Source organism: Paraburkholderia sp. HP33-1 (assembly GCF_021390595.1).
Classification (GTDB): Bacteria; Pseudomonadota; Gammaproteobacteria; order Burkholderiales; family Burkholderiaceae; genus Paraburkholderia.
Genome location: NZ_JAJEJR010000002.1, coordinates 591,377 through 616,301 on the forward strand (window position 1 = coordinate 591,377; position 24,925 = coordinate 616,301).

At 64.6% G+C, this 24,925-nt stretch carries 25 protein-coding genes and 1 pseudogene; 20 read left to right on the plus strand and 6 right to left on the minus strand.

All coding sequences use genetic code 11. From position 1 onward, the window contains the following. Positions 1 to 77 precede the first annotated feature (77 nt). Genes L0U81_RS18730 through L0U81_RS18745 form a run of 4 tightly spaced genes read left to right on the plus strand, consistent with a single transcriptional unit; the run spans position 78 to position 4,530 of the window. Positions 78 to 854: a DUF3348 domain-containing protein gene (locus L0U81_RS18730; protein WP_233805022.1), complete on the plus strand. Its 777-nt coding sequence runs from the start codon at positions 78 to 80 to the stop codon at positions 852 to 854. Between the two features lie 10 nt (positions 855 to 864). Further along, entirely contained in the window at positions 865 to 3,222 is a 2,358-nt protein-coding gene (locus L0U81_RS18735) for a DUF802 domain-containing protein (protein WP_233805023.1), read from the plus strand. Next, on the plus strand, positions 3,219 to 3,872 hold the full coding sequence (locus L0U81_RS18740; protein ID WP_233805024.1) for an OmpA family protein: 654 nt from the start codon (positions 3,219 to 3,221) through the stop codon (positions 3,870 to 3,872). Before L0U81_RS18735 ends, L0U81_RS18740 begins: the two co-directional genes overlap by 4 nt. A 22-nt stretch (positions 3,873 to 3,894) precedes the next feature. Beyond that, positions 3,895 to 4,530, plus strand: coding sequence for a DUF2894 domain-containing protein (locus L0U81_RS18745; RefSeq protein WP_233805025.1), 636 nt, complete (start codon positions 3,895 to 3,897; stop codon positions 4,528 to 4,530). Here the strand turns inward: L0U81_RS18745 and L0U81_RS18750 are convergent. Then, the gene (locus tag L0U81_RS18750; protein ID WP_233805026.1) at positions 4,527 to 5,276 is read right to left on the minus strand and encodes a TerC family protein; all 750 of its coding nucleotides are present in this window, start codon (positions 5,274 to 5,276) and stop codon (positions 4,527 to 4,529) included. The two genes, L0U81_RS18745 and L0U81_RS18750, sit on opposite strands and share 4 nt — an antisense overlap. Positions 5,277 to 5,452: 176 nt before the next feature. Here L0U81_RS18750 and L0U81_RS18755 point away from each other — a divergent pair. Beyond that, positions 5,453 to 5,632: pseudogene (locus L0U81_RS18755) on the plus strand (LysR family transcriptional regulator); the annotation flags it as partial. Between the two features lie 34 nt (positions 5,633 to 5,666). On the opposite strand, the gene L0U81_RS18760 reads toward L0U81_RS18755, so the two are convergent. Then, entirely contained in the window at positions 5,667 to 6,827 is a 1,161-nt protein-coding gene (locus L0U81_RS18760; protein ID WP_233805027.1) for a porin, read from the minus strand. Positions 6,828 to 7,349: 522 nt separating this feature from the next. Here L0U81_RS18760 and L0U81_RS18765 point away from each other — a divergent pair. Next, a complete protein-coding gene (locus L0U81_RS18765; protein WP_233805028.1) occupies positions 7,350 to 8,024 on the plus strand; it encodes an HAD family hydrolase in 675 nt (224 codons plus the stop codon). Between the two features lie 12 nt (positions 8,025 to 8,036). Here the strand turns inward: L0U81_RS18765 and L0U81_RS18770 are convergent, their stop codons facing one another. Beyond that, a complete protein-coding gene (locus L0U81_RS18770; RefSeq protein WP_233805029.1) occupies positions 8,037 to 8,699 on the minus strand; it encodes a hypothetical protein in 663 nt (220 codons plus the stop codon). 552 nt (positions 8,700 to 9,251) lie between these two features. On the opposite strand from L0U81_RS18770, the gene L0U81_RS18775 reads away from it, so the two are divergent. Further along, positions 9,252 to 10,214, plus strand: coding sequence for a response regulator (locus L0U81_RS18775; RefSeq protein WP_233805030.1), 963 nt, complete (start codon positions 9,252 to 9,254; stop codon positions 10,212 to 10,214). A 41-nt stretch (positions 10,215 to 10,255) separates the two neighbouring features. Here L0U81_RS18775 and L0U81_RS18780 read toward each other — a convergent pair whose 3' ends face one another. After that, positions 10,256 to 11,224: an alpha/beta hydrolase gene (locus L0U81_RS18780; protein WP_233805031.1), complete on the minus strand. Its 969-nt coding sequence runs from the start codon at positions 11,222 to 11,224 to the stop codon at positions 10,256 to 10,258. After that, positions 11,217 to 11,753 carry a thioesterase family protein gene (locus tag L0U81_RS18785; RefSeq protein ID WP_233805032.1) on the minus strand — a complete coding sequence of 179 codons (537 nt, stop codon included), beginning with the start codon at positions 11,751 to 11,753 and terminating at the stop codon, positions 11,217 to 11,219. Before L0U81_RS18785 ends, L0U81_RS18780 begins: the two co-directional genes overlap by 8 nt. Positions 11,754 to 12,022: 269 nt before the next feature. On the opposite strand from L0U81_RS18785, the gene L0U81_RS18790 reads away from it, so the two are divergent. Next, a complete protein-coding gene (locus L0U81_RS18790; RefSeq protein ID WP_233805033.1) occupies positions 12,023 to 12,310 on the plus strand; it encodes a hypothetical protein in 288 nt (95 codons plus the stop codon). Here the strand turns inward: L0U81_RS18790 and L0U81_RS18795 are convergent, their stop codons facing one another. Then, on the minus strand, positions 12,311 to 12,460 hold the full coding sequence (locus tag L0U81_RS18795) for a hypothetical protein (protein ID WP_233805034.1): 150 nt from the start codon (positions 12,458 to 12,460) through the stop codon (positions 12,311 to 12,313). It abuts the gene before it with no gap. A gap of 230 nt (positions 12,461 to 12,690) precedes the next feature. Here L0U81_RS18795 and L0U81_RS18800 point away from each other — a divergent pair, with 230 nt between their 5' ends. From L0U81_RS18800 to L0U81_RS18855, 12 genes are all read left to right on the plus strand, one after another. Further along, positions 12,691 to 13,731, plus strand: coding sequence for a WD40/YVTN/BNR-like repeat-containing protein (locus tag L0U81_RS18800; protein WP_233805035.1), 1,041 nt, complete (start codon positions 12,691 to 12,693; stop codon positions 13,729 to 13,731). Between the two features lie 22 nt (positions 13,732 to 13,753). Further along, complete coding sequence (locus L0U81_RS18805) at positions 13,754 to 14,620, plus strand: HpcH/HpaI aldolase family protein (RefSeq protein WP_233805036.1); 867 nt, start codon at positions 13,754 to 13,756, stop codon at positions 14,618 to 14,620. 19 nt (positions 14,621 to 14,639) lie between these two features. Beyond that, positions 14,640 to 15,629, plus strand: coding sequence for an ABC transporter substrate-binding protein (locus L0U81_RS18810; RefSeq protein WP_233805037.1), 990 nt, complete (start codon positions 14,640 to 14,642; stop codon positions 15,627 to 15,629). Continuing rightward, positions 15,626 to 16,522 carry a phosphate ABC transporter substrate-binding protein gene (locus L0U81_RS18815; protein ID WP_233805038.1) on the plus strand — a complete coding sequence of 299 codons (897 nt, stop codon included), beginning with the start codon at positions 15,626 to 15,628 and terminating at the stop codon, positions 16,520 to 16,522. The genes L0U81_RS18810 and L0U81_RS18815 overlap by 4 nt, the downstream gene beginning before the upstream one ends. 55 nt (positions 16,523 to 16,577) lie before the next feature. Next, positions 16,578 to 17,516, plus strand: coding sequence for a VOC family protein (locus L0U81_RS18820; RefSeq protein WP_233805039.1), 939 nt, complete (start codon positions 16,578 to 16,580; stop codon positions 17,514 to 17,516). A gap of 55 nt (positions 17,517 to 17,571) precedes the next feature. Next, entirely contained in the window at positions 17,572 to 18,600 is a 1,029-nt protein-coding gene (locus L0U81_RS18825) for an amidohydrolase family protein (RefSeq protein WP_233805040.1), read from the plus strand. 47 nt (positions 18,601 to 18,647) lie between these two features. After that, the gene (locus L0U81_RS18830) at positions 18,648 to 19,427 is read left to right on the plus strand and encodes an SDR family oxidoreductase (protein ID WP_233805041.1); all 780 of its coding nucleotides are present in this window, start codon (positions 18,648 to 18,650) and stop codon (positions 19,425 to 19,427) included. 12 nt (positions 19,428 to 19,439) lie between these two features. Beyond that, the gene (locus L0U81_RS18835) at positions 19,440 to 20,300 is read left to right on the plus strand and encodes a fumarylacetoacetate hydrolase family protein (protein ID WP_233805042.1); all 861 of its coding nucleotides are present in this window, start codon (positions 19,440 to 19,442) and stop codon (positions 20,298 to 20,300) included. An 84-nt stretch (positions 20,301 to 20,384) separates the two neighbouring features. Continuing rightward, on the plus strand, positions 20,385 to 21,680 hold the full coding sequence (locus L0U81_RS18840; RefSeq protein WP_233805043.1) for a LysR family transcriptional regulator: 1,296 nt from the start codon (positions 20,385 to 20,387) through the stop codon (positions 21,678 to 21,680). A 94-nt stretch (positions 21,681 to 21,774) separates the two neighbouring features. Then, complete coding sequence (locus L0U81_RS18845) at positions 21,775 to 23,205, plus strand: MFS transporter (RefSeq protein ID WP_233805044.1); 1,431 nt, start codon at positions 21,775 to 21,777, stop codon at positions 23,203 to 23,205. 130 nt (positions 23,206 to 23,335) lie between these two features. Beyond that, positions 23,336 to 24,034, plus strand: a complete 699-nt coding sequence (locus L0U81_RS18850) for a maleate cis-trans isomerase family protein (protein WP_442793454.1) — start codon at positions 23,336 to 23,338, stop codon at positions 24,032 to 24,034. A 58-nt stretch (positions 24,035 to 24,092) separates the two neighbouring features. Further along, positions 24,093 to 24,896 carry an amidohydrolase family protein gene (locus tag L0U81_RS18855; RefSeq protein ID WP_233805046.1) on the plus strand — a complete coding sequence of 268 codons (804 nt, stop codon included), beginning with the start codon at positions 24,093 to 24,095 and terminating at the stop codon, positions 24,894 to 24,896. Positions 24,897 to 24,925 lie beyond the last annotated feature (29 nt).

A 24,925-nucleotide genomic window follows, 5' to 3' on the forward strand; every position in this document is an offset into this window, starting at 1 on the left:
AAACCCGCGTTCGAGCGGGCGACTTCGGACTCGCTGGCCTCAGCGTGTAAACTGCTGACTTTTTTGCTTCCGGTGGTATGTTGCAAGCCCCTCAGCGCAACGCCCTCAGCGGGCCCGCGCTCGTTCGCTTACTGGCCCGTCTCGCCGAGGCCGACGTCGCCGAATCACGGCAATCGCTGGCGGATCGCCTGAGCCAGTGGCTCGGCTGGACCGACGCGATCGCGTTGTCGTCGGCGCTGAACGGCAAGCCGCCGGCCGTCGCCGTTGGCGCGCGCGCGTTCGGCCGCGCGGAAGAGGACGAGTGCACGCGCGTGCGCCGCTCGCTGGTGAGCGCGATCGGCAGCGATAGCGTGCTCGCGGGCTCGCGGCGGCGTGGATCGGCGTCGTCGTCCGCCCAGATGTCCGCGCCGCGCGTGGCCGTCGACACGCAAGCCGACTATGCGGTGTTCCGGCAGCGCTATCTCGCGCTTCAGCAGTCGATGGAAACGTCGATCGGCACGTTGCGCGGCCGGCTGCGCGCGCTGCTGGCGACGCAAGCGCCGGCACTCGCGCGGCTCGCGGTCGTCGATGCCGTGATGGAGCGTGCGCTCGGCGAGCGCGAGCGGACTTTGCTCGGCGCGGTGCCGGGGCTGCTCGGCGGACACTTCGAGCGCTTGAGAGCCGACGCTGAAGCCGCGGCCACAACCTCAACCGCAGCCGTTCAACCCACGCCAGCCTCGGTCCACGCCAACGCCGCCGCGTCCGACGCGTGGCTCGACGCGTTTCGCAAGGACATGCAGAGCGTTTTGCTGGCCGAGCTGGATGTTCGTTTTCAACCGATCGAAGGGCTGCTCGCGGCTCTTCGCACCTGCTAACCGGGACCCCATGTCCAGATATCGTATCGATCTCGTTGTGTTTTTCGCGGGGCTCGCCGCGGCGTGCTGGATCGCCGTCGGTTATGCCGTCTCCAATCCGCTCGCGTTCGCCGTTACGCTGCTGATCGGCGTCTTCTACGTGCTGGGCGCGCTCGAATTGCGCCGCTACAGCCAGGCGAGCACCACGCTGACGGGCGCGCTCGCCGCGCTGTCGGGACCGCCGCCGAGCCTCGCCGCGTTTCTCGAACCGGTGCATCCGAGCTTGCGCAATAGCGTGCGGCTGCGCGTCGAAGGCGAGCGCGTCGCGTTGCCGGGACCCGCGTTGACGCCGTATCTGGTCGGCCTGCTGGTGCTGCTCGGCATGCTCGGCACGCTGCTCGGCATGGTGATGACGCTGCGCGGCACCGGCCTCGCGCTGGAGAGCGCGAGCGACCTGCAGGCAATGCGCGCGTCGCTGGCTGCGCCGGTCAAGGGGCTGGGCTTCGCGTTCGGCACATCGATCGCGGGTGTCGCGACGTCGGCGATGCTCGGGCTGCTGTCCGCGCTGTGCCGCCGCGAGCGGCTCGAAGCAGCGCAACATCTCGACGTGAAGATCGCGACGACGTTGCGCGTCTACTCGCAGAGCCATCAGCGCGAGGAAAGCTTGCGGCTGCTGCAACGCCAGGCCGAAGCGACGCCGCTGCTGGTCGAACGTCTGCAGACGATGATGAGCGCGCTCGAACAGCAGAGCGCCGCGTCGAACGAGCGGCAGATTGCGAGCCTCGACGCGTTTTACGGCCGCACCGAGGCTGCGTATCTGCGCCTGGCCGGCGTGATCGAGCAGTCGCTGAAGGACAGCGTGGCCGGCAGCGCGCAGGCCGCGGGCAAAGCGCTGCAACCGGTCGTCGAAGCGACGATGGCGGGTGTTGCGCGCGAAACCGCGGCGTTGCACGACGCCGTGACGCAGGCCGTGCAGCGCCAGCTCGACGGCATGTCGAGCGGCTTCGCGGCGACCAGCGCGAACGTGGCCGAAATCTGCAACAACGCACTCGCCGGACATCGGGACGCGAGCGACGAGCTGGCTGCGCAGCAGCGCGCGTCGATCGAACGTGTCGCCGAAGCGTTCGAACAGCGCTCAGCCGCGTTGCTCGACGGCGTGTCCGCGCGGCTAGAAGCGACGGCGAGCGGCATGTCGCAGGCTTGGGGCGGGGCGTTGGCGCAGCAGCAGAGCGCGGGCGACAAGCTCGCCGCCAACAACGAACAGGCGCTGGCGCGCGCCGCCGCGACGTTCGAGCAGCATGCGGCCGCGTTGCTGAGCGCGGTCGGCAGCTCGCATGCGAACTTGCAGGCGGAACTGACCGTGCGCGACGAGCAGCGTTTGGGCGCCTGGGCTGAGGCCCTCGACGCGATGGGCGCGAAGCTGACCGAGCAGTGGCAACAGACGGGTGCGCAAGCCGCGAGCCGTCAGCAGCAAATCTGCGATGCGCTTGCGCAAACCGCGCGCGACATCTCTGCGCAGACGCAAACGCATGCGAGCGCGACGATCGCCGAGATCGATCGACTGGTCCAGGCAGCGGCCGAAGCACCGAAGGCGGCAGCAAACCTGCAAGCCGAACTCGCCGCGCGCGACGAACAGCGCTTCACTTCATGGACCGAAGCGCTCGGCGCAATGACCACCAGGCTGAGCGAACAATGGCAGCAGACCGGTTCGCAAACCGCGGCCCATCAGCAGCAAATCTGCGACGCGCTTGCGCAAACCGCGCGCGATATCTCCGCGCAGACGCAAACGCATGCCAACGCGACGATCGCCGAGATCGAGCGCCTCGTGCAGGCGGCGTCGGAAGCGCCAAAGGCCGCTGCCGAAGTCGTCGCGGAGCTGCGCCAGAAGCTCTCCGACAGCATGGTCCGCGACACCGCGATGCTCGACGAGCGCAGCCGTCTGCTCGCCACGCTGGAGACGCTGCTCGACGCGGTCAACCACGCGTCGACCGAACAGCGCACGGCCGTCGATGCACTCGTCGCGACGTCGGCGGATCTGCTCGAACGCGTCGGCAACCGCTTCACCGAACATCTGGAGCACGAGACCGGCAAGCTGGGCTCGGTCGCCGCGCAGGTCACCGGCAGCGCGGTCGAGGTCGCGAGCCTCGGCGAAGCGTTCGGCGCGGCCGTGCGCCTGTTCGGCGAAGCGAACGACAAGCTCGTCACGCATCTCGAACGCATCGAAGCGGCGCTCGATAAATCGCTCGCACGCAGCGACGAACAGCTCGCCTACTACGTCGCGCAGGCGCGTGACGTGGTCGACCTCAGTGTGATGTCGCAGAAGCAGATCGTCGAGGATCTGCAGTTGTTGGCCGCGCAGCGCGCGACCGCCGGAGCCGATGCGGTATGAGCGAGGACATCGACGGCGGCGTGGAAGCGTCCGCGCCGATCTGGGCCGCGTTCGGCGATCTGATGTCGGTGTTGCTCGGCGCCTTCGTGCTGATTCTGGTGAGCGTGATAGGCGTGCAACTCGAGCTGTCGAGCAAGCTCGAGCAGGAGGTCAAGCAACGTCAGGCCGAAACGCAGCGTCGCAAGACGCTCGAGCAGGCACTCGCCGGACCTCTGGCGGCGGGGCGCGTGACGCTCGTCAATGGCCGCATCGGTATTAGCGGCAACGTGCTGTTCGCGCTGAACTCCGCCCAGCTGCAGCCCGAGGGCCGCGCGCTGCTGAAGAGTCTCGCCGGGCCGCTGTCCGCGTATCTGCGCGCGAGCGACCAGATCCTGATGGTCAGCGGCTTCACCGACGATCAACGCCTGCGCGAAGGCAACCGGCGTTTCGCCGATAACTGGGAGCTGTCGGCACAACGCGCGTTGACGGTCACGCGCGCGCTGATCGATGAGGGCGTGCCGGGGTCGTCGGTGTTTGCGGCTGCGTTCGGCTCCGGGCAGCCGGTCAGTTCGAACAGCGACGAACCGGGCCGCGCGAAAAACCGCCGCGTCGAAATTGCGCCGGTGCCGCGGCCGTCGAGCGCGGCGGCAGCGGAGAAGTCCGGTGCTTGACGACGCGCGCGAGGACAACGCCATGACCGACGACGACGCGATCCAGGCGGCTCGCGCGACGCTCGATGCATGGCGCGCGCGCGGTGCGGATCGGCTCGATCCCGTGCGCTTTCATCTGCTCGAGGCGCTTGCGCGGCGCGCGGCGCAGCACAGCGGTGAGGCGCGACGCGTGCTCGAATACAGATTGTCGGGACTGCTGGGCGAATATACGGTCGAGGTCGAGCGTGCGACTGCGGATGAGGCCGCGTCGCAATCCACCGCCAACGAATCCAACGAAGCCAACGACGCCACGCTCGCGGCACTGATCGAACACCTCGCCCGCCACCACGCGCGCGCGGATGCACCGCACGCCGCTGCCTACCCCGAACTCCGCGCAGTCGACTACTTCCGCGAAGTCTGGTCTAAAGTCCGCACCGAAAAGCAGCTGCGCCAGTCGCTCGCGCAGGTGCCCGGCAACGCGGGGCCGCTCAATTCGAGCACCCTCGTGCATCGCGCGCTGTCGTTGATGCGTGAGCTGTCGCCGGGGTATCTGAAGCAGTTCCTGTCGTATGTCGATACGCTGTCGTGGCTCGAGCAGATGAACGGCGGCGCGCCGCCCGAGAAGGAAGCGCCGCGCGCCGCGACCACCGGCAAGGGCGCTCGCAAGAAAGCGCGCTAAGAGCGGCTTGCCGCACGTTGCCTTTTCGCGCGCCGCGCCAGCATGTTCATCGACTCGACGAACGCGGAGAACGCCATCGCCGCGTAGATGTAGGCCTTCGGCACATGCGAGCCGAAGCCATCGGCGATCAGTGTCATGCCGATCACGAGCAGGAAGCTCAGCGCCAGCATCACGATGGTCGGATTGCGGTCGATGAAGCGCGCGAGCGGCTGCGCGGCGAACAGCATCACCATGATCGACACGATCACCGCGACGAACATGATCGGCAGGTGTTCGGTCATGCCGACGGCGGTGATGATGCTGTCGACCGAAAACACGATGTCGAGCACGATGATCTGGCCGATCGCCGCCGCCACGGTTAGCTGCACGGCCGAGCTGACGTTCGCGGCGTCTTCGTCGTCGGGGCTCACGTGCTCGCGGATTTCGCTGGTCGCCTTCCACACGAGGAACAGGCCGCCGGCGACGAGGATCAGATCGCGCCAGGAAAAGCCATGACCGAACAGCTCGAACGCGACCGAGGTCAGCTTTGCGATCCACGCGATGGTACTGAGCAGGATCAGCCGCATCACCAGCGCGAGCAGCAGCCCGATGCGCTGCGTGCGCGCGCGTTGTGCTTCCGGCAAGCGGTTGCTGAGAATCGAAATGAAGATCAGGTTATCGATGCCGAGCACGACTTCCATCACGATCAGCGTGACGAGCGCGGCCCAGGCGGCGGGATCGGCAACGAGTGCGAGCAGGGAGTCCATGACGTGGCGGAACCGGTTGCGCCGCGGGCGGCGGAACCGCCATCATGGGCCTGTTCGCGGTTCGAATGAACCGGTGATAACCTGAACGACCTTTCGGATTTTTCGAAGTGTCGCTGCGCATGCCCAACTATCGTCACCTGTACTTTTTCTGGATCGTCGTGAAGGAGGGCGGCTTCGCGCGCGGGCTCGGCGTGTTTCCGCTCGCAGAACTCGGCGCCGAAAGTCTTGCGTTATTGCGGGGCTTGCGCTGGCTCGGCCGCGCGGACGGTGTGATCGAGGAGATTCACGCGATCCGCTCGCGACGCGGCCAGCATCATGCGCTCGCGTCGCAGGTGATCGCGGCGGCGCAGTCGTGAGGGTATCGCGCCGCCACGCCCGCGCCGCGCAACATCAGAACGCGTGACGCATGCCGACCGTCACAGCGACCTGCGTGCTCGTCGACGACGGCGACAGCGTGTTGAGCATCGCATGCGACAACACCGAATCTGCAGGCGCGCCGTGCGCGTTCTGGTACACGCCTTCGAGGTAGAAGTCTGTGCGCTTGCTGAGCGCGTAGTCGGTCTGCAGCATCGCGCTGTTCCATGCCGGCGACGAGCCGTTATACGCGCCATGCGTGAACGTGTACGCGCCCGATACGCTCAAGGCCGGCGTCAGCGCGTACTTCGCGTTGACCTCGTAGTTGTCGAGGCGCAGCGATCCGGCGAGCGTGCCGGTGCCGTCGCCGGCCGCGCCGAGATAGGTGCCGGTGCCGAACGAGAACACGCCCGAGACGTTGTCGATCTGCGTGTGGCTCCAGACGAGGCCGACGGTCGCCGCTCCGAACGTGTAGTTGCCGCCGAGCGACCATATGCGCTGGCGTTCGGCGACGAAGTTTGCGCTCGTGTCGCCGGTGGTCACGGCGCCGCTGCCGTTGCCCGCGTTGCTGAACTGCAGGTAGCCGGCCGCCAGGTTCAGCGGGCCCTGCGCGTACGCGAGGCTGAAGCCGTACGAGCGGTTGTTCGCGAAGTTGCCGGCCTTGTTGCTGAACGAGTACATCGATTCGAACGTGACACCGTGGAACACCGGGCTCGCGTACTTGACTGAGTTGTTGACCACGACCGAGTTCGCCGCGAGGTTGTCGTTGTCGAACGGATGCGCGGCGATGCTGCCGCCCCACGTGTTGAAGCCGGCCGTCAACGGGCCGACGGCGTCGTTCAACACGTCGAACTGGCGGCCGAACGTCAGCGTGCCGTACGGATCGCTTTGCAGGCCGGCCCATACCTGCGAGCCGAACGCGCTGCCGGCGAATGCCTGCGCGCCGTTGTTCATCAGGAAGCCCTGCTCGAGCTTGAAGACAGTGTGCAGATCCGCGCCCAGGTCTTCCGTACCCTTCAGGCCGAACACCGTGTTTTGCGTGGTGCCGCTCGCGAGCTGCCAGTTGCTGTGGCCGAGCTGGTTATTCGTGTAGACGAGGCCGGTGTCCAACAGGCCGTACAGCGTCACGCTGCTTTCAGCGTGTGCGGACATGGTGAAAACGCCGCACAGCGCGGCGGCGAGTAGGGTCTTTTTCATAGCGGGTTCCTTTTGATTTACAAACGTGTTTTCGATTGAATTGAGCCCGTTGCGCGATTTGCGGAATGCCGTAGCGCTTGCGTTCTGCGTGTGATATCGAGCTATTGTGATAATCGAAAAAGGTCGGTTGTTTCCTCGCTTTTCATTGCGAATAACGGCGTACCAATGTCTTTGCACGTGAGCAGAGAGCCGGTGCTCGGATGATTTGGCGAACCAGTCGAAAGCAAGCGGCGTGCCAATGTCTGGTGCGAGGCGCGGAATTCACGCTTCGGTCGTCCAGCGGGGAATAAAGCAGGGATTTAACGAAAAACGATTGACGACGCAAACAACGAGGGGGCGAAGCTTACCCTGTTCCGGTGCGCGCCGGGAGGGGAGCGCGCGAAATCGGGGCAAATCAGCCCGAATTTGCGCGGATTCGCACCATCGAGTAGACGCGATGAGCGCTATGAGGGCGTCGGGCTTGCCCTGGCGGCTTCATCGACACGTGGCATTGTGCTGAATTCATCATCACCGGAGGCCGGCATGCGTATCCAGACATCCTTTCTATTCGACCTCGACGGCACGCTCGTCGACAGCGTCTATCAGCACGTGCTGGCGTGGAAAGAGGCGCTCGACAGCGAGGGGATCGCGCTGTCCGTGTGGCGCATTCATCGCAAGATCGGCATGAGCGGTGGGCTGTTCACGGACCAGTTGCTGCGTGAGACACACGGCGAGATCAATGCCGAACGCGCAGAACGACTGCGGCTCGCGCATGCGGCCGCCTATCAACGGATGCGCGCGCAGGTCTGTCCGCTGCCGGGCGCGCGCGGACTGCTCGACGCGCTGACGCAGGCCGGCACCCCGTGGGCCGTCGCGACGAGCGGGCGAATGGAAACCGCTGCGCTGAATCTGGAGGCGCTGGGCGTTGATCCGGCGAAGGCGGTCGTCGTCACGCGCGACGACGTCAAATACGCTAAGCCCGATCCGGACCTGTTCCTCGCCGCTGCCGCGCGGCTCGGCGTGCCGATCGAGCACACGGTCGTGGTCGGCGACAGCATCTGGGACATGCTCGCCGCGCGCCGCTGCCGCTCACTCGGTGTCGGCCTGCTCTCGGGCGGCTACGGCACCGACGAACTGGAGCGCGCGGGGGCGTTGCGCGTCTACGACGATCCGGCCGATCTGCTCGCGCACCTCGACGAAGTGGCGTCGCGGCCGTGAGCCCGGCGGTGATCAGGGCTTGTTGAGGAGCGGCGGCGCCGCCGCAGGGGGCGTCGGCGTCACTTTCGACGATTCCCGGACGAGCTGATTGGTCATCGCCGCGGCGACCGGATTCGTGCCGCTGCCGGTGCCAGCGCCATTGCCAGCGTTAGTGCCGGCCGACATCGGCACGGTGACGCCCGACGGCATCGGCAGCGACGGGTCAGGCTTTGCCGATTCCCTGACCAGTTCGTTCGTCAGCATCGCGGCGACGGGGTTCGCGCCGTTCGGGTGCGTGTCGTCGCGCCGTCCGGACTGCGGCTTCGGTTGGGCTGTTTGCTGGGCGTACGACTGCGGCTTCGAGCGTGCGTGCGCGACTGCGGCCGGAGCGGGAGCTGGAGTCGGAGTCGGTGCCGCATCCGTCCGCGGAAGCGCGGATTGCGGCGCGATCGCGACATGATTCGCGATGTCCGCACGCGGCGCGGCCGGGCTCACCGGTTCCGCCGGCATCACACTGCCGCCAGGCGCGCGCGTCGCGCCGGTCTGCGGTTCCGGGTCCACCACGCCGGTGACGCTGCGAGTCACCGTGCCCGTCACAGCGGGCGCCTGATCGTCCCTGGGGTAAAGCAGATAACCGGCGACGCCCGCATCGACTACGAGCAGCCCGACTATCAACAACTTGCCGGTATTCGTCATATCTAAGCAACTACCATTCAACAACAGTGATGAATGGATGATAAACGACAGATCCGCAACCGACGCTTCCCGCCCTGCATACCGCGACGCTTCTCGATGGCGGATTTCCGAATGGAGCTGGCACCAAAAGAGGGCGCGCCTGCCGTGATGGCGACTCGCTTGCACTATGGAAAATAGATATTTTTCCGCACGCCGCGATTTTCTTTTTCGACTCAATTAATTTCGCCGCATTTATGCGGCTGGCATAGACGGCAATACGACATAAGTTGGACCGCCAATGCGCGGAGCCTGTACTATACGAACCGTTGGAGACTACCGGCAGCCACCGTTCGACTATCCGGCGTGTAGAAGTGACCTGCCGCGACTCGCGCACAACGCAAACGCCGGCAGGCTGTGACCGGAAGTAGCGGCAAGAACCCATTGATCATGCGGACCCGCGGGCGAGACATCGCCCGGCATTCCTTGGGCAGTCGCTTTGCGAGACGCCATACGGACCGGTTGGTCCGGGGCGTTTGCCGCGGCGGCGTGAGAGCGTGAGAAACACGTGAAGATATGAACAACTTTATTCGACCTCCCGTTTTTTATCCGTCCACGGTGGTTTTCGTCGACGACAACGACAGCTACCTCGATGCGCTGCGCCGGTTTTTTCCGGGCACCTACTCGAACCTGTTTTTCACGCGTCCGCAAGCGGCGCTCAACTATATCCGCCAGCACGCGCGCGAGAATTCACTCGAGTTCGCGGCGGCCTCGGTGTGCCTGAGCGAGCCGGGCGTCGAGCGCTTCGTCGAGACGTCGGCGGAGCGTGACATCGTCGCGCGGCCGTCGCGCTTCGAGGAAGTGGCGGCGGTCGTCGTCGACTATGACATGCCGGGTATCGGCGGCGTCGAATTTCTGTCGTCGATCTCGCACCTGCGCTGCGCGAAGGTGTTGCTCACCGGTGTCGCGGATGAAACCGTCGCGGTGAAGGCGTTCAACGCCGGCATCGTCGATCTGTACCTGCGCAAGACCGACGCGGATTCGGCCAATCGCCTCACGCATTTCCTGAGGGACGCGAAGAGCCGCCATTGCGCGGAGTCGGGCTGGCTCGCGCTCGGCGAAAACGGCATGACGTACTGCGATCCGCGCACGCGCAAGGTGCTCGACGAAGTAGTGGCCGCGCAGGGCATCGTCGAGTATTACTGGCGGCCCGAGCAGAACGTGATCCTGATGTTCGACGGCGCGGGCAACCCGAGCGTGTTCGTCGCGTGGGCCGAGAACGACTGGATCTCGCAGGGCGAGATCGTCGCCGACGAGGGGGGGCCGTCCGACCTGCTGCGGCAGCTCGCCGTGCGCGAGATGATGCCGCTGTTCTGGCCTGACCTCGCCTATCGCTCCGGCATGAAGTTCCGTTCGCTGACGCCGCAAAGCATCCCCGGCTGGGACGACGCGTTCTTCGGCTGGACCCGCATCGAGCTGGCCGAAGTCGGCCTCGATCTCGTCACGTTCGCGCAATGGCGTAGCGACCGCAATCGCTGAGCTGCGCTCACGCGTCGGGCGCGGCGGTTCGTGCCGGCGCGCTAATCGCGTGCGTGTTCGCAGAGAAAATCGCAGACGGCCCGGTGCATGGCCTGCACGCCCGGGCTCGTTTCAAGCGCACGCCAGCATCCATGTACAAGCCCCGTGCCGATCACGAGCCGGGCATCTCCACCCGCCGCGCGAATCCGTTCGACGAACACGCGCGCGTCATCGCGTAGCGGGTCGTGCTCGGCGCCGATGGCGAGCGTCGGCGGCAGTCCGTCGAAGCGGGTGGCGGCGAGCGGGATCGTCCATGCGGGGGCGGGCGCGGCTTCGCCTCCGTCCTCACTTTTCCCCCAGTAAGCGTCGCGAAACTTATGCACGTCCGCGAGCGTCAGCATCGGCGCATGGGCCTCGGTGTCGCGCGCGGGCAATTGCGGCTCGGTGCCGAGCATCGGATAAACGAGCGCGATACCGCGCACCCCGCGCACGCCGTCGTCGCGCAAGCGCAGCGCGATGCTTGCCGCGAGCGTGCCGCCGGCGCTGTCGCCTGCGAGCTGCAATGTGGCGTTGTCGGGCAGGTCGAACGGCAGACGGTCGTTCAACGCGGCACGGGTGATCGCGAGGCAGTCGTCGTGCGCGGCTGGCGCCCGATGCTCAGGCGCGAGCCGGTAGTCGACCGCGATCACGTCAAGGCCGGTGTCGGCGGCGAGCCGCGCGGTCACCATCTGATGACTGTTCAGCGAGCCGAGCACGAAGCCGCCGCCGTGGACATACAGCACTGTGCCGCGGATACCGCCGTTTTCGCGCGCCTTCGCTGGATGCCGGTAGAGCCGCAGCGGGATCGCATGGCCCGTGTCGATGTGCATGCTTGCGTCCTCTGTGATCAGTTCGCTGGGCAGCGGCGGCGTCAACGATGCGGCATAGCGGTCGTAGAGATCGCGCTGCTCGGGCGGCGTCATCGCCGCGTGATGCGACGGATAGAGCGCGCTGGCTCGTTCGATAAAGGCGGCGATTTCCGGCTCAAGCATGGCCACTCCGTTCGGGTTGTGTTTCCGGTTGCGCGGCGCACGGCAGAGCGATCACACGTCCCGCGAAACGCGCCGGTGGCAACGCCGCATGTGCTTGCGCGAGCTCGTGTATCCGCGCTTCGACGTCCGGATCGAAAGCGACGCCACGTGGTCCGCTGGTATCGACGTGCAGCAGCATCTGCTCGCCCGCGGCGACGGGGCCGCTGGGTTGGTTTGGCGTCGTGTCCAGCGAAAACATTTCGAAGTACAGATGAATTCTTTTTGCATCGTGCCCAAGTACCCGCATGTCGATGCGAACCTGCGTGCCTTGTTTGATCTCGTGAAGATAGTTGAGGTGCGCTTCGAGGGTATAGATCGAACGATGCCGCTCTTTGCGCACGGCGTCGGACAGGCCGATCAGATCGATCAGTCGGTCGGCCGCGAGACTGAAGATCAGCATGTAGAACGCGTCGCGCATGTGGCCGTTGTAGTCGACCCATTCGGCGCGCACGCTGTCGCGGTAGGAGGGTAGGGCAACGGGATACGACATGAGCATGTTTCTCCTCGATCGAATGCGCTGGCTGCGGAGAGTCGTACTGCGTCGTCAGTGTAGTTCAACGCGATGAGGCTGCGTCGGCGGCGCAATTGAATGGACAGGTGTGGATCGGATTGTGGTCGTTATAGCAACAGTGAATTCATGGTTCCTGGCTTTATACGCGGCCTGATCGACTTCTAAACTGCCCTCACCGCTACGCATAGCTGATGGTTACATGTTGCGCCGCGGCAATCGCATGAAGCCATATCTGGAGGTTGGGAATCATGAAGTCCATCAGGTCGCTGGTCGAAGCGGGAGTTATCGCTGTTCTCATTGCCGCGCCGCTCGCGGCGTTTGCCCAGTCGAATCAGGCCGATAAGCCGATGACGCGTGCTCAGGTAGGCGCCGATCCGGCCAATATCCGGGCGGCAGAAGCAAGGGGCGCGTCGCAAACCCAGGCTGCGCGAAATAGCGGCTACGGAACGCCCGCGAGTGGTTCGTCGCAGCGCAGTGGCCGCGCCGATTTTGTGCCGAGTTCGTATTCCGCGCCGGTGGTCAACTACACGCGGTGACTACACCGTATATATCGAACGCAACTTCCGAATATCTGCCACCGCCTCTAGCCCGGTGATCCGGGCAATCAATTCCTCCGTTTTGCCCGCACCGGCTGCCGGCGCCATCAGCTCGAGCCCCTTGGCGCTCACGGCTCCGGCGGCATTCACCGCCCCCTCCACCTCCGATTGCGGGTAATCCCTAGCTGCTTCCCATCCCATTCGCCAGCCCTTTCACGGCCGCGAAACGCGTTTTCCCCGACTAAGCAAATTTCTATTGCCACCGCATATTTTGAATAACAAAGCGTAGCCGGTGGCACTTACACTGCTTTCCGAACTCCTGTTGAGTGCGAGTCGGAATCACGCGGCGGCGCTCGACAAAAAATTCATTTGGAGACCTTATGAAAGAATTGATGCTGGTCGGCACGGCCGCCAATCGCCCGAATGCCATTGGTTCGATGTACCGTCTGAAGCCGGGCGGCGAGTGGGAAAAACTGACCGACTTCCCCGACGACGCTTCGGTGCAGGCGATCACGCCGCATCCCGAGCGCCCCGATCTGCTGTTCGCGGCGACGCGCAAAGGCGTGTATCGCTCGAAGGACGGCGGCGATTCATGGTCGCGCCTGAACGTGACCGACGAGACGATCCAGTTCTGGAGCGTGGTGATTCATCCGACGCGTCCCGATACGCTGTTTGCGGCGGGCGGCCCGGTCAGCATCTATCGTAGCGACGACGGCGGCGACAGCTGGCGCAAGTGCAAGGCCGACCATCCGGAGCGCTTCAAGATTTCGTTCGGCGATTCGCGGGTGATGCGCATCGCGTTTCATCCGGTCAATCCCGATGTGATGTACGCGGTCGCGGAGATCAATGGTTTCCTCGTCAGCGAGGACGGCGGTGAGACGTGGCGCGGCGAAGCAGAAGGCCTGCTCGAACTGGCGAAACTGCCGCATCTGAAAAGCAGAATCGAAACCGACGACGACGCCGAAGGCGTGTTCGACGCGCACTCCGTTTGCACGACGAGCGCCGATCCGGACGCGCTGTTCTATATCTGCCGCCTCGGCATTTTCGAAAGCCGCGACAAAGGCAAGACTTTCCGCGATCTCGAAGTCGGCAAGTTCGCGCCGTTCTCGTATGCACGCGACTGCCGCTTCGTCTGCGACGATCCTAAGAAGATGTACGCGTGCTTCAGCATTTCGTCGCGCAGCAACGCGGGCGCGCTGTACGCGAGCGACGACCTCGGCAAGAGCTGGTACCGCGCGGACGCGCAGGTGAACCCGGCGAGCACGATGCTCGGCTTCGGCGTGCATCCGCGTGACCCGAACGGCGTGATCAGCGTCACGCGCGGCGGCCAGGTGTTCTTCACGACCGACGGCGGCGACAACTGGACCGAAAAACCTCTTCCGCAAGGCGCCGGCGATGCGTTCTGCGCGGCGATGCTGTAAGCGAACGAAGGACGATGCAACCATGACACAAAGACTCAACGGCGTGATCCGCGCGCTGCAGACCGGACGCCGGATTGCGTTCACGTCGTTCATTCAGGCGGAAGTGGAATCGGCGGTGGCGTTCGCGCAGTCGTCGAACGATGGCGTCGTGTTCGAGCTCGAGCACACCCCCTGGGATATTCGCTCGCTGCGCGAATCGATGCAATTCCTGCTGTTGCGCGAGCGCATTGCGAAGGCGCAGTCGGTTGCCTGCCAGATGACGCCGCTCGTGCGCATTCCGCCCAGCGGCAGCGAAATGAACCAGTGGTTCGCGAAGCAGGCGCTCGATCTCGGCGCATACGGGATCGTCTGGCCGCGCATCAGCACGCCGGAGGAAGCGTACAACGCGGTCGCCGCGTGCCGTTATCCGCGCCTGAAGAGCGCGCCGCTCTACGAGCCGGCGGGCTTGCGCGGCGATGCGCCGATGCCCGCGGCCCGCTATTGGGGCGTGTCGCAGCAGGAGTACTACCGCAAGGCTGACGTATGGCCGCTCGCGCCGGAAGGTGAGGTGCTGGTCGTGTTGATGATCGAGGACACGCGTGCGATCGAAAACCTCGAGGAGATCGTCAAGCAGGTGCCGGGCATCGGCGTACTGCTGATCGGCGAGGGCGACCTGACGCAGGAGCTTGGTTGTCCGCGTCAGTACGACAACCCGGAGTTGCTGCGCATGATGGATCACGTGCTCGAAGTCGGCAAGGCTTACGACATTCCGGTCGGTCATCCGCATGTGACTAATCAGAACGTGGGCCGCGTGATCGAACAGGGCTACCGCTTCCTGATGACCTATCCGAAGCGCGATTTTTCCGCGCTCGACAAGGGCCTGCAACTCGCCGGCCGTTCGGCGGCTTAAGGCGAAGCACGGAGGAATCATGACAGCGAAACTGTCCATCGTGCTGGGGCCTCACGGCCAGGTGCGCGATCTGCGTGACGGTATCGTCGGCGTTCAGGGCTTCGAGCTCGAATTCATCGAGAAGAAGCGCATGCCCGACGCCTACCGCGAGATGGCGCGTAGCCAGCCGTATGACATCTGCGAAATGGCGCCGACCTCGTATCTGATGGCGGTCGCGGCCGGTGCGCCGATCACCGCGCTCGCACTGCCGATGACGAGACGTTTCCGCCATGCTGGCATGCAACGGCTGCGTTCGTCGGCGATTCGCGGACCGAAGGATCTCGAAGGGCGGCGCGTCGGCGTGCGCACGTATTCGGTCACGGCGGCCGTCTGGACGCGTGGCATTTTCGCCGACGAATACGGCGTCGATCCCGACAAGATCACGTGGGTCACCGAAGAGGAAGAGAACGTGGCAAGCTTCGCGACGCCGCCAAACGTGCAGCGGCTCGCCGAAGGCCAGTCAATCGCGGAGCTGATGAAGCGCGGCGAACTCGAAGCCGCGTTCGGCGGACTGGCGGGCGCGGGCAGTGATCTCGAAGACGAACTGGTCGAGATCGTCGACGATGCCGACGCGCGCGAGCGCGACTGGTTCGAACGCACGGGCATCTATCCGTTACACGGCATGATCGTCGTACGCAACGATGTGCTCGAACGACATCCCACCCTGGCGACGGCGCTATTCGACGCATTCACGCAAGCCAAGGCGAACTACCTCGAACGGATTGGTAGCGGCGAGGCGAACGGTGCGGAAGACAAGCGTTACCGCGGACTGTCGCAATGGGTTGGCGATCCACTGCCGTATGGTTTCAACGAAAACGCGCCATCGCTTGCGGCGCTCGTGCGCTACGCCGATGAGCAGCGGCTGATTCCGAATTTGCCGCCGTTGCAGGCCGTATTCCACGATCCGCGTATCAACACCGCGATCGACCACGTACAACACGAGGCGCTGGCCACCGCGAGCCGCACATGAAAGGGACCGACATGACCACGCTCACCGCGATGATGGGCACTTACAAGAAGACCGCGCCGCTGAAGGACGGCAGCGTCGCTTCGCCTGCCGTGCGCCTCGATTTCGCCGATGTGGACACCGCGCAGAAGGCGTTCAAGGACGTCGTGCGCGGCCTGAAGTTCGACGTCGCGGAACTCGCGGTCGTCACGTTCCTGCAGGCGTACGAAGCGGGCAAGCCCTACGTGATGCTGCCGTTCGTGATGAACGGCATGTTCCACCACAAGAGCATCCTGTGCCGCACCGCCGACGATCTGAAGCCGCAGGATCTCGCCGGCAAAACCGTCGCGATGCGCTCGTATCCGCAAACCACGCCGACGTGGGTGCGCGGCATTCTGTCCGATGAATACGGCGTTGAACTCGACAAGGTGCGCTGGCTCACTCAGGAAGGCGCGCACGTCGCCGAGTTTCGCGACCCCGAGTTCGTCACGCGTATCGATTCGACACTGAGCCTCGAAGATATGTTGCGCGCGGGCGAAGTCGACGCGATCATCGCGGGCGGCGCGTTGTCCGGTGATCCTGGCATTCGCACGTTGATTCCTGAGCCGAAGGAAGCGGCCGCGGCATGGTACAGCCGCACTCACGTCGTGCCGATCAATCACGTCGTGACGATTCGCAAGGAAATCGCGGAGACGCGGGCCGATCTCGTGCGCGAAGTGTTCGATATGCTGCTGAAAAGCCGCGCGGCGAGCGGCGAACTGCCGCCCGCGAACGGCCCGGACTTGCAGCCCGTCGGTTTCGATGCGCTGCGCCCGGCACTCGAAACTGTCATCCGGTACGCGTTCGAGCAGAAGCTGATCTCGCAGCGCTATACCGTCGAAGAACTGTACGGCAACGTCGCGAAGATTCTGGCTTGACAGCGCGCAGGCGAGCAGGGCAGTCGGAGCAGAAAGCTTTAACAAGGAGACAACGGTGGCTTCACCGATCAAAGGAATGTCATACGTCCGGCTCAGTGCGCCGGATCTCGGCCGCATGCAGGCGTTTCTCGAAGACTTCGGTATGGTGCTCGCGCATCGCGATGCGAAGCGCCTCTATATGCGCGGTGTCGGCGACTCGCCATTTCTTCACGTGACCGAGCTCGGCGCGCCCGGCGCGATCAGCTTCGGCTACGAACTCAGCGAAGATGCCGACCTCGCCGCGCTCGCGAAGTTGCCCGGCGCGCAGGGCATCGAATCGCCGGACGTGCCGGGCGGCGGCCAGCGCGTACGGCTGCAGGACCCGAACGGCTTCTGGCTCGAACTCGTGACCGGTCGCGATCGCGTGACACCACTGCCGTCGCGCGTACTGGTGCGTGGTCCCGAGGGCGAAAGCCGTTCGCTCGGTCCGGCGCGCGTGGTGCGCATCGCGCACACCGCGTACGCGACGCCGAATCTTACCGACACGATCGGCTGGTATCAGCGCACATTCGGCCTGCTGCCGACCGACGAGCTGTTCGTCGGCGACAAGAACAACGTGATCGGCCAGTTCAATCGGATCGATCGCGGCGACGAGCTCGTCGATCATCACGTGATCTTTTTGCTGCGCGGGCAACGCGCTGGCATGCATCACGTGTCGTATCAGGTCGAGGGCGTCGACGACATCTTCTTCGGATACGACCACATGGCGCACCGTTCGCACGATCACGTGCGCGGCATCGGCCGTCATGCGCTCGGCAGTCAGATTTTCGACTACTGGATGAGCCCGTTCGAGCAGATGCACGAGCATTGGATCTCGCATGAACAGCTCAACGCGGCGAGCCGCTTCAATCGCATCCAGATTGGCGAAGGCATGAGCTACGACACCGGCGAAAAGCCACCCGAGCGCTTCGTCAAACAGGCCACGCAGATCGTCGAGTGGCCGGCTGACGCCTGACGCGCCGCGTCGATGAACGCATCGGCTTTCGCATCCAACAACACGGTAAATCACGATGATCATTGATTGTCATGGGCACTTCACGACAGTGCCAAAAACACTGCACGAATGGCGGCGCCGTCAGCTTGAAAACGGCGGCGGCTTTTACGGCGCACCGCTCGATATTTCAGATGACGAACTACGTGCCGCGCTCGAAAACGGTCAACTAAAAGAACAGCGCGCGCGTGGTCTCGACCTCACGCTGTTCTCGCCGATCGCGGGGCAGATGGGCCATCACCTCGGTACGCTCGAGAACAGCATCGAGTGGTCGCGGCTGAACAACGACCTGATTCATCGCGTCTGCACGTTGTATCCGGAGAACTTCGCGGGCGTGTGCCAGTTGCCGCAATCGCCGGGACACGGGCTCGAAGCGTCGGCCGAGGAGCTCGAACGCTGCGTGCAGGAGCTTGGCTTCGTCGGCTGCAATCTGAACCCGGACCCGTCCGGCGGCTACTGGACCGACAAGCCGCTGACCGACCGCATCTACTATCCGCTCTACGAGAAGATGGTCGAGCTCGACGTGCCGGCGATGATTCACGTGAGCAGTTCCTGCAATCCGTGCTTCCATCACGTCGGCGCGCACTACCTGAACGGCGACACCACGGCATTCATGCAGCTGTTGCTCGCGCCGCAACTGTTCAAGGACTTTCCCACGCTGCGCTTCATCATCCCGCACGGCGGCGGCGCGGTGCCGTATCACTGGGGACGCTATCGCGGTCTCGCCCAGGACATGGGCTTCGAGGCGCTGGATCAAGGTCTGCTGAACAACGTGTTCTTCGACACCTGCGTGTATCACCAGGCCGGCATCGATCTGCTGACCAAGGTGATTCCTCATCGCAACATCATTTTCGGCTCCGAGATGATCGGCGCGGTGAAGGGTATCGATCCCGAGACGGGTCATCACTACGACGACACCGGCCGCTATATCGTCGCGACGCCGCATCTGGGCGATCGCGACCGCCAGCAGGTTCTCGAAGGCAATGCGCTGACGCTCTATCCGCGCCTGAAGGAACGCTTCGCGGCGCTGGCCGAAAAAGCTCACTGAACACGGCGAAAGGCCAACGCAATCAACGAAGTCACAGAGGACACGTCATGGATTTGGGAATCGCCGGAAAAAAGGCACTGGTTTGCGCATCGTCGCGAGGCTTGGGGCTCGCATGCGCGACCGCGCTGGCGCGCGAGGGCTGCGAGGTCTTTATCAACGGTCGCAATCGCGACGCACTGGAGAGCGCCGCCGCGCAGATCGAGGCAGTGGCGGGCCGGCGTCCGCGCATCGTCGTCGCGGACCTGAACACGGACGAGGGGCGCGCCAGCCTGATCGAAGCCTGTCCCGAGCCGGACATTCTGATCAACAACAACGCGGGCCCGGAGCCGGGCAAGATCGGCGACTGGAGCCGCGAGGACTGGCTCGGTGCGGTCGAGGGCAACATGCTCGCGCCGATCTTCCTGATCAAGGCGTTCGTGCCGGGCATGCGCGAGCGGCGCTTCGGCCGCATCGTCAACATCACGTCGGCGATGGTCAAGTCGCCGAGCGCGATGATGGGACTGTCCGCCGCGGTGCGCGCGGCACTGACCGCACTGAGCAAATCGGTGCAGCGCGATAGCGTCGTCGATAACGTGACGATCAACAACATGTTGCCGGAACGCTTCGACACCGACCGTCAGCGCTACATGGCGGAGCGCATGGTGAAGAAGGACGGCATCACGGTTGCGGAAGCAAAGCAGCGGATCGCCGCGACGATCGCGGCAAAGCGCCTCGGCGACCCGATGGAATTCGGCGACGCGTGCGCGTTCCTGTGCAGCGCACAGGCCGGCTACATCTCGGGACAAAACTTGCAACTGGACGGCGGCTCATACGCCGGTCTGGTCTAAAGGAGAATCGACGTGAAATATTGCAGCTTTGAAATCGACGGACGCACGACATACGGCGCCGTCGTGGGCGATGGTGTGGTGGACCTCGGCAAGCGTTTCGGCGACGAATACGCGGACCTCAAGGCGCTGGTCGCGGCGGGCTTTCCGCAAAACGTGGCGGCCGCCGCCTCCGAGCCTGCCGACTACCCGCTCGCGAACATCCACTTTCTGCCGCCGATCGCGGCGCCGGTTCACATCTGGTGCCTCGCGCTGAACTACGCCGAGCATCACAACGAAGTGCAGAACGCCGGGCGCGTGCAGGAACTGCCGAAGTCGCCGGCATTGTTCGCGCGCGCCGCCGACTCGCTGGTCGGTCATGGCCAGACGCTGCTGCATCCGGGCGTGAGCGAACAGTTCGACTTCGAAGGCGAATTGGTGGTCGTGATCGGCAAGCCCGGCTACCGGATTCGTGCGGAAGAAGCGTTCGAACATATCGCCGGCTTTACAATCATGAATGAAGGCAGCGTGCGCGACTGGCAATTCCACACGCGGCAGATTACGCCGGGCAAGAATTTCTATCGCAGCGGATCGATCGGACCGTGGATCGTGCCGCGCCGCGAGATCGAGGACGTCGAACAACTGCGAATCCGCACCACGTTGAATGGTCAGGTGATGCAGGACGAGCCGGTCAGCAGCATGATTCACAAGATCCCGCGTTTCATCGAATACGTGTCGACGATCGCGCCGCTGTACCCCGGCGACATCCTCGCCACGGGTACGCCGAGCGGCGTCGGTTTCTCGCGCACGCCGCCGGTCTTCATGAAGGTGGGCGACGTTTGCGAAGTCTCGATCGACAGTATCGGCACGCTGCGCAATGAGGTCGCCCGGCAATAAAACCGTCTGCGCCGGCTTGTGTCTATCCGGGCCGGCGCTACTGCGCGACTGAACAACGTGACGAACTCTTCCCTCGAGCTTGCAATGCGACGAATCGAGACCACGGCGACTGAGAAAGACCTGCCAGGCATCTGGCAACTGCGGGTCTTCGAGGCTGTCGCGCGCCATGAGAACGTCACGCAAGCGTCGCAGGAGTTGTTGCGCTCGCAGCCGGCGACGACCTCCTGCATCGCGGCGCTGGAAGGCATACTCGGGGTCGCGCTGTTCGAGCGTTCGCCGACCGGCACGTATCTGACACCGGTCGGCGTCGCGGCGCTGGTTCGCACGCGCAAGATCCTGCAATTCGCCGAGGAGGCCGCGCAACTGGTCGGCAGTACGCGCAAGGTGTCGCCGCTGGCGTTGGCGAGCAGCATCACGCGCACGCAGATGCGCTGTCTGATTGCCATCGAGGAGTGCGGGTCGTTTCGCGCCGCCGCACGGATGCTCGGCATTACGGAGGCTTCGTTGCAGCGGGCGGCGCGTACGCTCGAACAGAATCTGGGTGGCCAGTTGTACCGCCATACATCGACGGGCATCAACACGACGGAGATCGGCAGCGAGTTCGCGCGCCGTCTGAAAATCGTGTCGAGCCAGATCGCCGCGCTGGTCGAAACGGTCAACGCGTACGAATTCCCAAAGGAGCGCACTGTCACGATTGGCGTGCTGCTGCTCGACCCGACCATCCTGATCGTCAACGCGATCCGCTCGCTCACCGCGCAGTTTCCGGATGCGCGTGTCGTGGTGCTGAGCGGCACCTACGAGGCGTTGCTCAACAAGCTGCTGCGCGGCGAGATCGATTTCATGCTCGGACTGCTGAAGCAACCGGGCAAAGCGTTCGACTTCGTCGAGGAGCCGCTGTATCACGAACGCTATTGCGTGGTAGCGAGCCGTGAGCATCCGTTGACACGGCAGAACGCGATCACCGTCGATGCGCTGGCGCGCTATCAATGGGTGCTGCCGCCCAAGGGCTCGCCGCGCCGCGAAGCCTACGAACATATCTTCGCCGAAACCACGCCGCCACCCGCGAGCATCGAAACCTACTCGCTATCGACCATCCGCATCACGCTCTACGACGCCGAAATGCTGACGGTGCTGAGCTGGACCGAAGTGCTGAGCGAGCGGCGCTTCGGCTTTATCGCGCCGCTGCCGGTGGAGGTGCCGTGGGACGGTCCGATCGTCGGCATCACGACCAAGCGTGACTGGCGCCCCAATGACGTACAGGCGGCGTTCTTGCATCATCTGAAGAGGAATGCGACGGCGATCGCCGGCGAGTCGGGCGTGGATTGCGCGCCTGGCTCAACGGCGCAGCCGCAGCCGCGCGGCCGCCGGGCGCGTTCCTGAATTGCACGCTCCTAAGGGAGCTGGAGGATCGGGGTTAGTGGTAAACGATTAGGCATGCACATTAAAGCAATAAACATCGGAGACGGAGACAAACATGCTTCAACTCAATAGTGGGCGCAGCCCCTTTCAGGAACAGACCCGCTTGTCCGGTAACCAGCGGCTTCTGCTGGGCCTGGTCGGCGTGGGCAGCATGCTGGAGTTCTGGGACGCGTATCTGATCGGTTTCATCATGGCGTACCTGATCAGGCCTTGGGGGTTGACGTACGGGATCATGGGGGCGGTGCTGCTGTCATCGGGCGCGGGCGCGATCGTCGGCGGTGTCGTGTGGGGCAGCATGGCCGATCGACTCGGCCGCAAGCCGGTGTTCGTGATTTCGCTGTTGCTGCTCGCGGCAGCCAGCGTAGGTCTTGCGTTCACCCCGGAAGGCGGCTGGATCTACATGGCGGTGCTGCGCGTCGTGATTGGCTTCTGCACGGCGGGCTATTTCATCCAGATCGCGCTGGTCCACGAGTTCACACCGCCGCGACGGCGCGGCATGCTGACCGGAATCGTCTCGGCGATCACGACGGGCGGCCTGCTGCTCGGTGCGTTCAGCGGCGCGTACGTGATTCCGGCGATCGGCTGGCGCTGGACCTTCGCACTGGGCGCGGCGCCCGCCGTGATCGCGTTGATCGGCGCGGTGTATATCCCGGAGTCGCCGCGCTGGCTCAGCCTGCAAGGACGCGACGCCGAGGCACGCCGCTCGATTGCCTGGGCGCTCGGCAGTGCGTCGTTTGACGCGCAGATGGACGCGCCGATCGACGCACCGCAGCCGGTCGCCTCGCGCGGCTGGTTCGAATTGTTGCGCTGTCCGCGAAGCGTGATCACGGCCACGCTGATCAACGTCGGACTCATCGGCGGTTACTACGGCATCGTGCTGTGGGCGCCGACGCTGCTCGCGCAAATCCAGCAATTCTCGCCCGCGACCGCGGCGAAAACGATGATCGGCTTCAGCCTGCTCGGGATGCTGTCGCGGCTCGCCGCCGCCGCACTCGCGGACCGGATCGGCCGTCGCAAGACCGGCGGCTACTTCGCGATCGCAGCGGCCGTCGCGCTGCTGGCAGCGGGTTATATCGGCCACGGGGATCTGTTGACGCCTTCGCTGTTCTGGGTGCCGTTGCTGCTCGCGTTCATCTTCGCCGACGGCAGCTTTTCGGTTTGCGCCGCGTATTCGACGGAGATCTGGCCGTCGCGGCTGCGTGGCACCGGCTCGGGCTACGCCGGGCTGGCCGGATCGGTCGGCAAGATTCTCGGGCCGCTCGGTCTCGCGTTGACCGCGGGCTCCAGCAATGTCGTGATGCCGTCGGCCACCGTCACCGTGATCGTCCCCGCGTTTCAGTTTCTCGCGTTCTGCCTGCTGGTGTGCGGCATCACGTATCTGACGATCGGCATTGAAGCACGCGGCAAGCCGCTCGAGTCGATGGACGGCACCGAGGACGCGTCGCGCGCGTCGAACCCGACGCCCGAGTACAGCAAAAACGGATGACCCTGGCAGTTTTTCGATTGGGCTTGCAAAGCGCAAGCCCATAGACTGGCTTCACCAACCGGGGTTCAAACAGAGCAAAGCAGTACAGAACGGAAGATGTGAGGAACTGATGAAAAAATTGCGTGTGGGGATGATTGTCCCGTCTTTGAACACCATTGCAGAGGACGACTTCCGCACCTATTGCCCCGACGGCGTGTCGTATCACGTGCATCGCATCCGTCTGCGCAAGGAAGCGGGGCGCGTGACGATGGACGGTCTCACGCGAGCCTACCTCGAAGCGATCGACGAGGCCGGCTATCTGAAAGACCTGTCGCCCGACGCGATCGCATTCAACTGCACGGGCGCGAGCGTCGCGCATGGCAAAGACTGCGACGCGCGGCTCGCGCAACGTATGTCGGAAGCACTCGGGATTCCGTCGACCAACACGATGGTGGCGATCAAGCAGGCACTGCTTGCACTGCAAGCCGACAGCATCCTGCATGTCTGCCCGTTCAGCGACGAGTTCTCGCGCGTGGAACGGCAGTCGCTGATCGACTCGGGTTTCAACGTCTTGCGCACCGTGTCGCTGGGCTTCACCGACGCCAAAGTGGCCGCCCAGATGGAACCGGCCGAGATCGCGCAAGTGGTCCGTCAGCAGGTTGATGGCGATACGCGTGCGGTGCTGCTGTCGTGCGCGAACGTGCGCGCGTTCGAAGCCGCCGACGAGCTGGAGCGCGCGCTGGATCTGCCGGTCGTCACGAGCAACCAGGCAATGCTGTGGTCGGTGCTGGGCGCGGCAGGCTGGCGCGGCGAAATTCGTGGCGCCGGCCGGTTGTTCCAGGGCCAGTGAAACCGCTGCCGCCAACCAGTCTTATCCGACCTTCACGACAATCCGACGACGAATTTCCATGCCGATCGTAGACGCACAAGTCCATGCCTGGTCCAACGGTGTATCGACCGGGCACCATCGACGCACGCCGATTACCGGTGACGTTCTCAAGGCCGAAATGACGCAGGCCGGGGTCGACCGCGCGCTGCTCGTGCCGCCGCTGTGGGACCCCGATGGCAACGCCTATTCGCTCGCGCTCGCCGAGGCCGAGCCGCAGCGCTTCGCGGTGATGGGCCTGCTCGACAGCCGGCTCGACAACGCCGAGCGGCTGCTGCGCACGTGGCGCGATCAGCCGAACATGCGCGGTGTCCGCTTTCTGTTCAACACGAAGGAGCGGCTCGCGCCGCTCATCGACGGGGAGCTGGACCGGCTCTGGCCGATCGCCGAAGAGACCGGGCTGGTGGTGGCGCTGCTGGTGCCGAACGCGCTTCACGTCGTCGATGATCTCGCGCGGCGTCATCCACGCCTGAAGATCATCGTCGACCACCTTGGCGTGCCGCGTGGCGCGTCGGGTCCAGGCGCGTTCGATCATCTGCCCGCGTTGCTGGCGCTGGCCGACCATTCGAACGTGCACGTGAAGGCGGCCGGTGTCGGCGATTACGCACTCGACCCGTACCCGTTCCGCTCTCTCGACGCTACGCTGCGCGGCGTTTTTGAGGCGTTCGGCGCCGAGCGGATCGTGTGGGCGAGTGAGCTGTCGCGGCTGCACCATCCGTACCGCCAGTGCGTAACGCACTTTAGCGAGACCTTGTCATGGCTATCGGCGGCGGATCGCGAACGGGTCATGGGCGGCAATCTATGCCGGCTGCTCGAGTGGGAGTAGAGGTACTGCGGGGCTAGTGCGGCAGATGT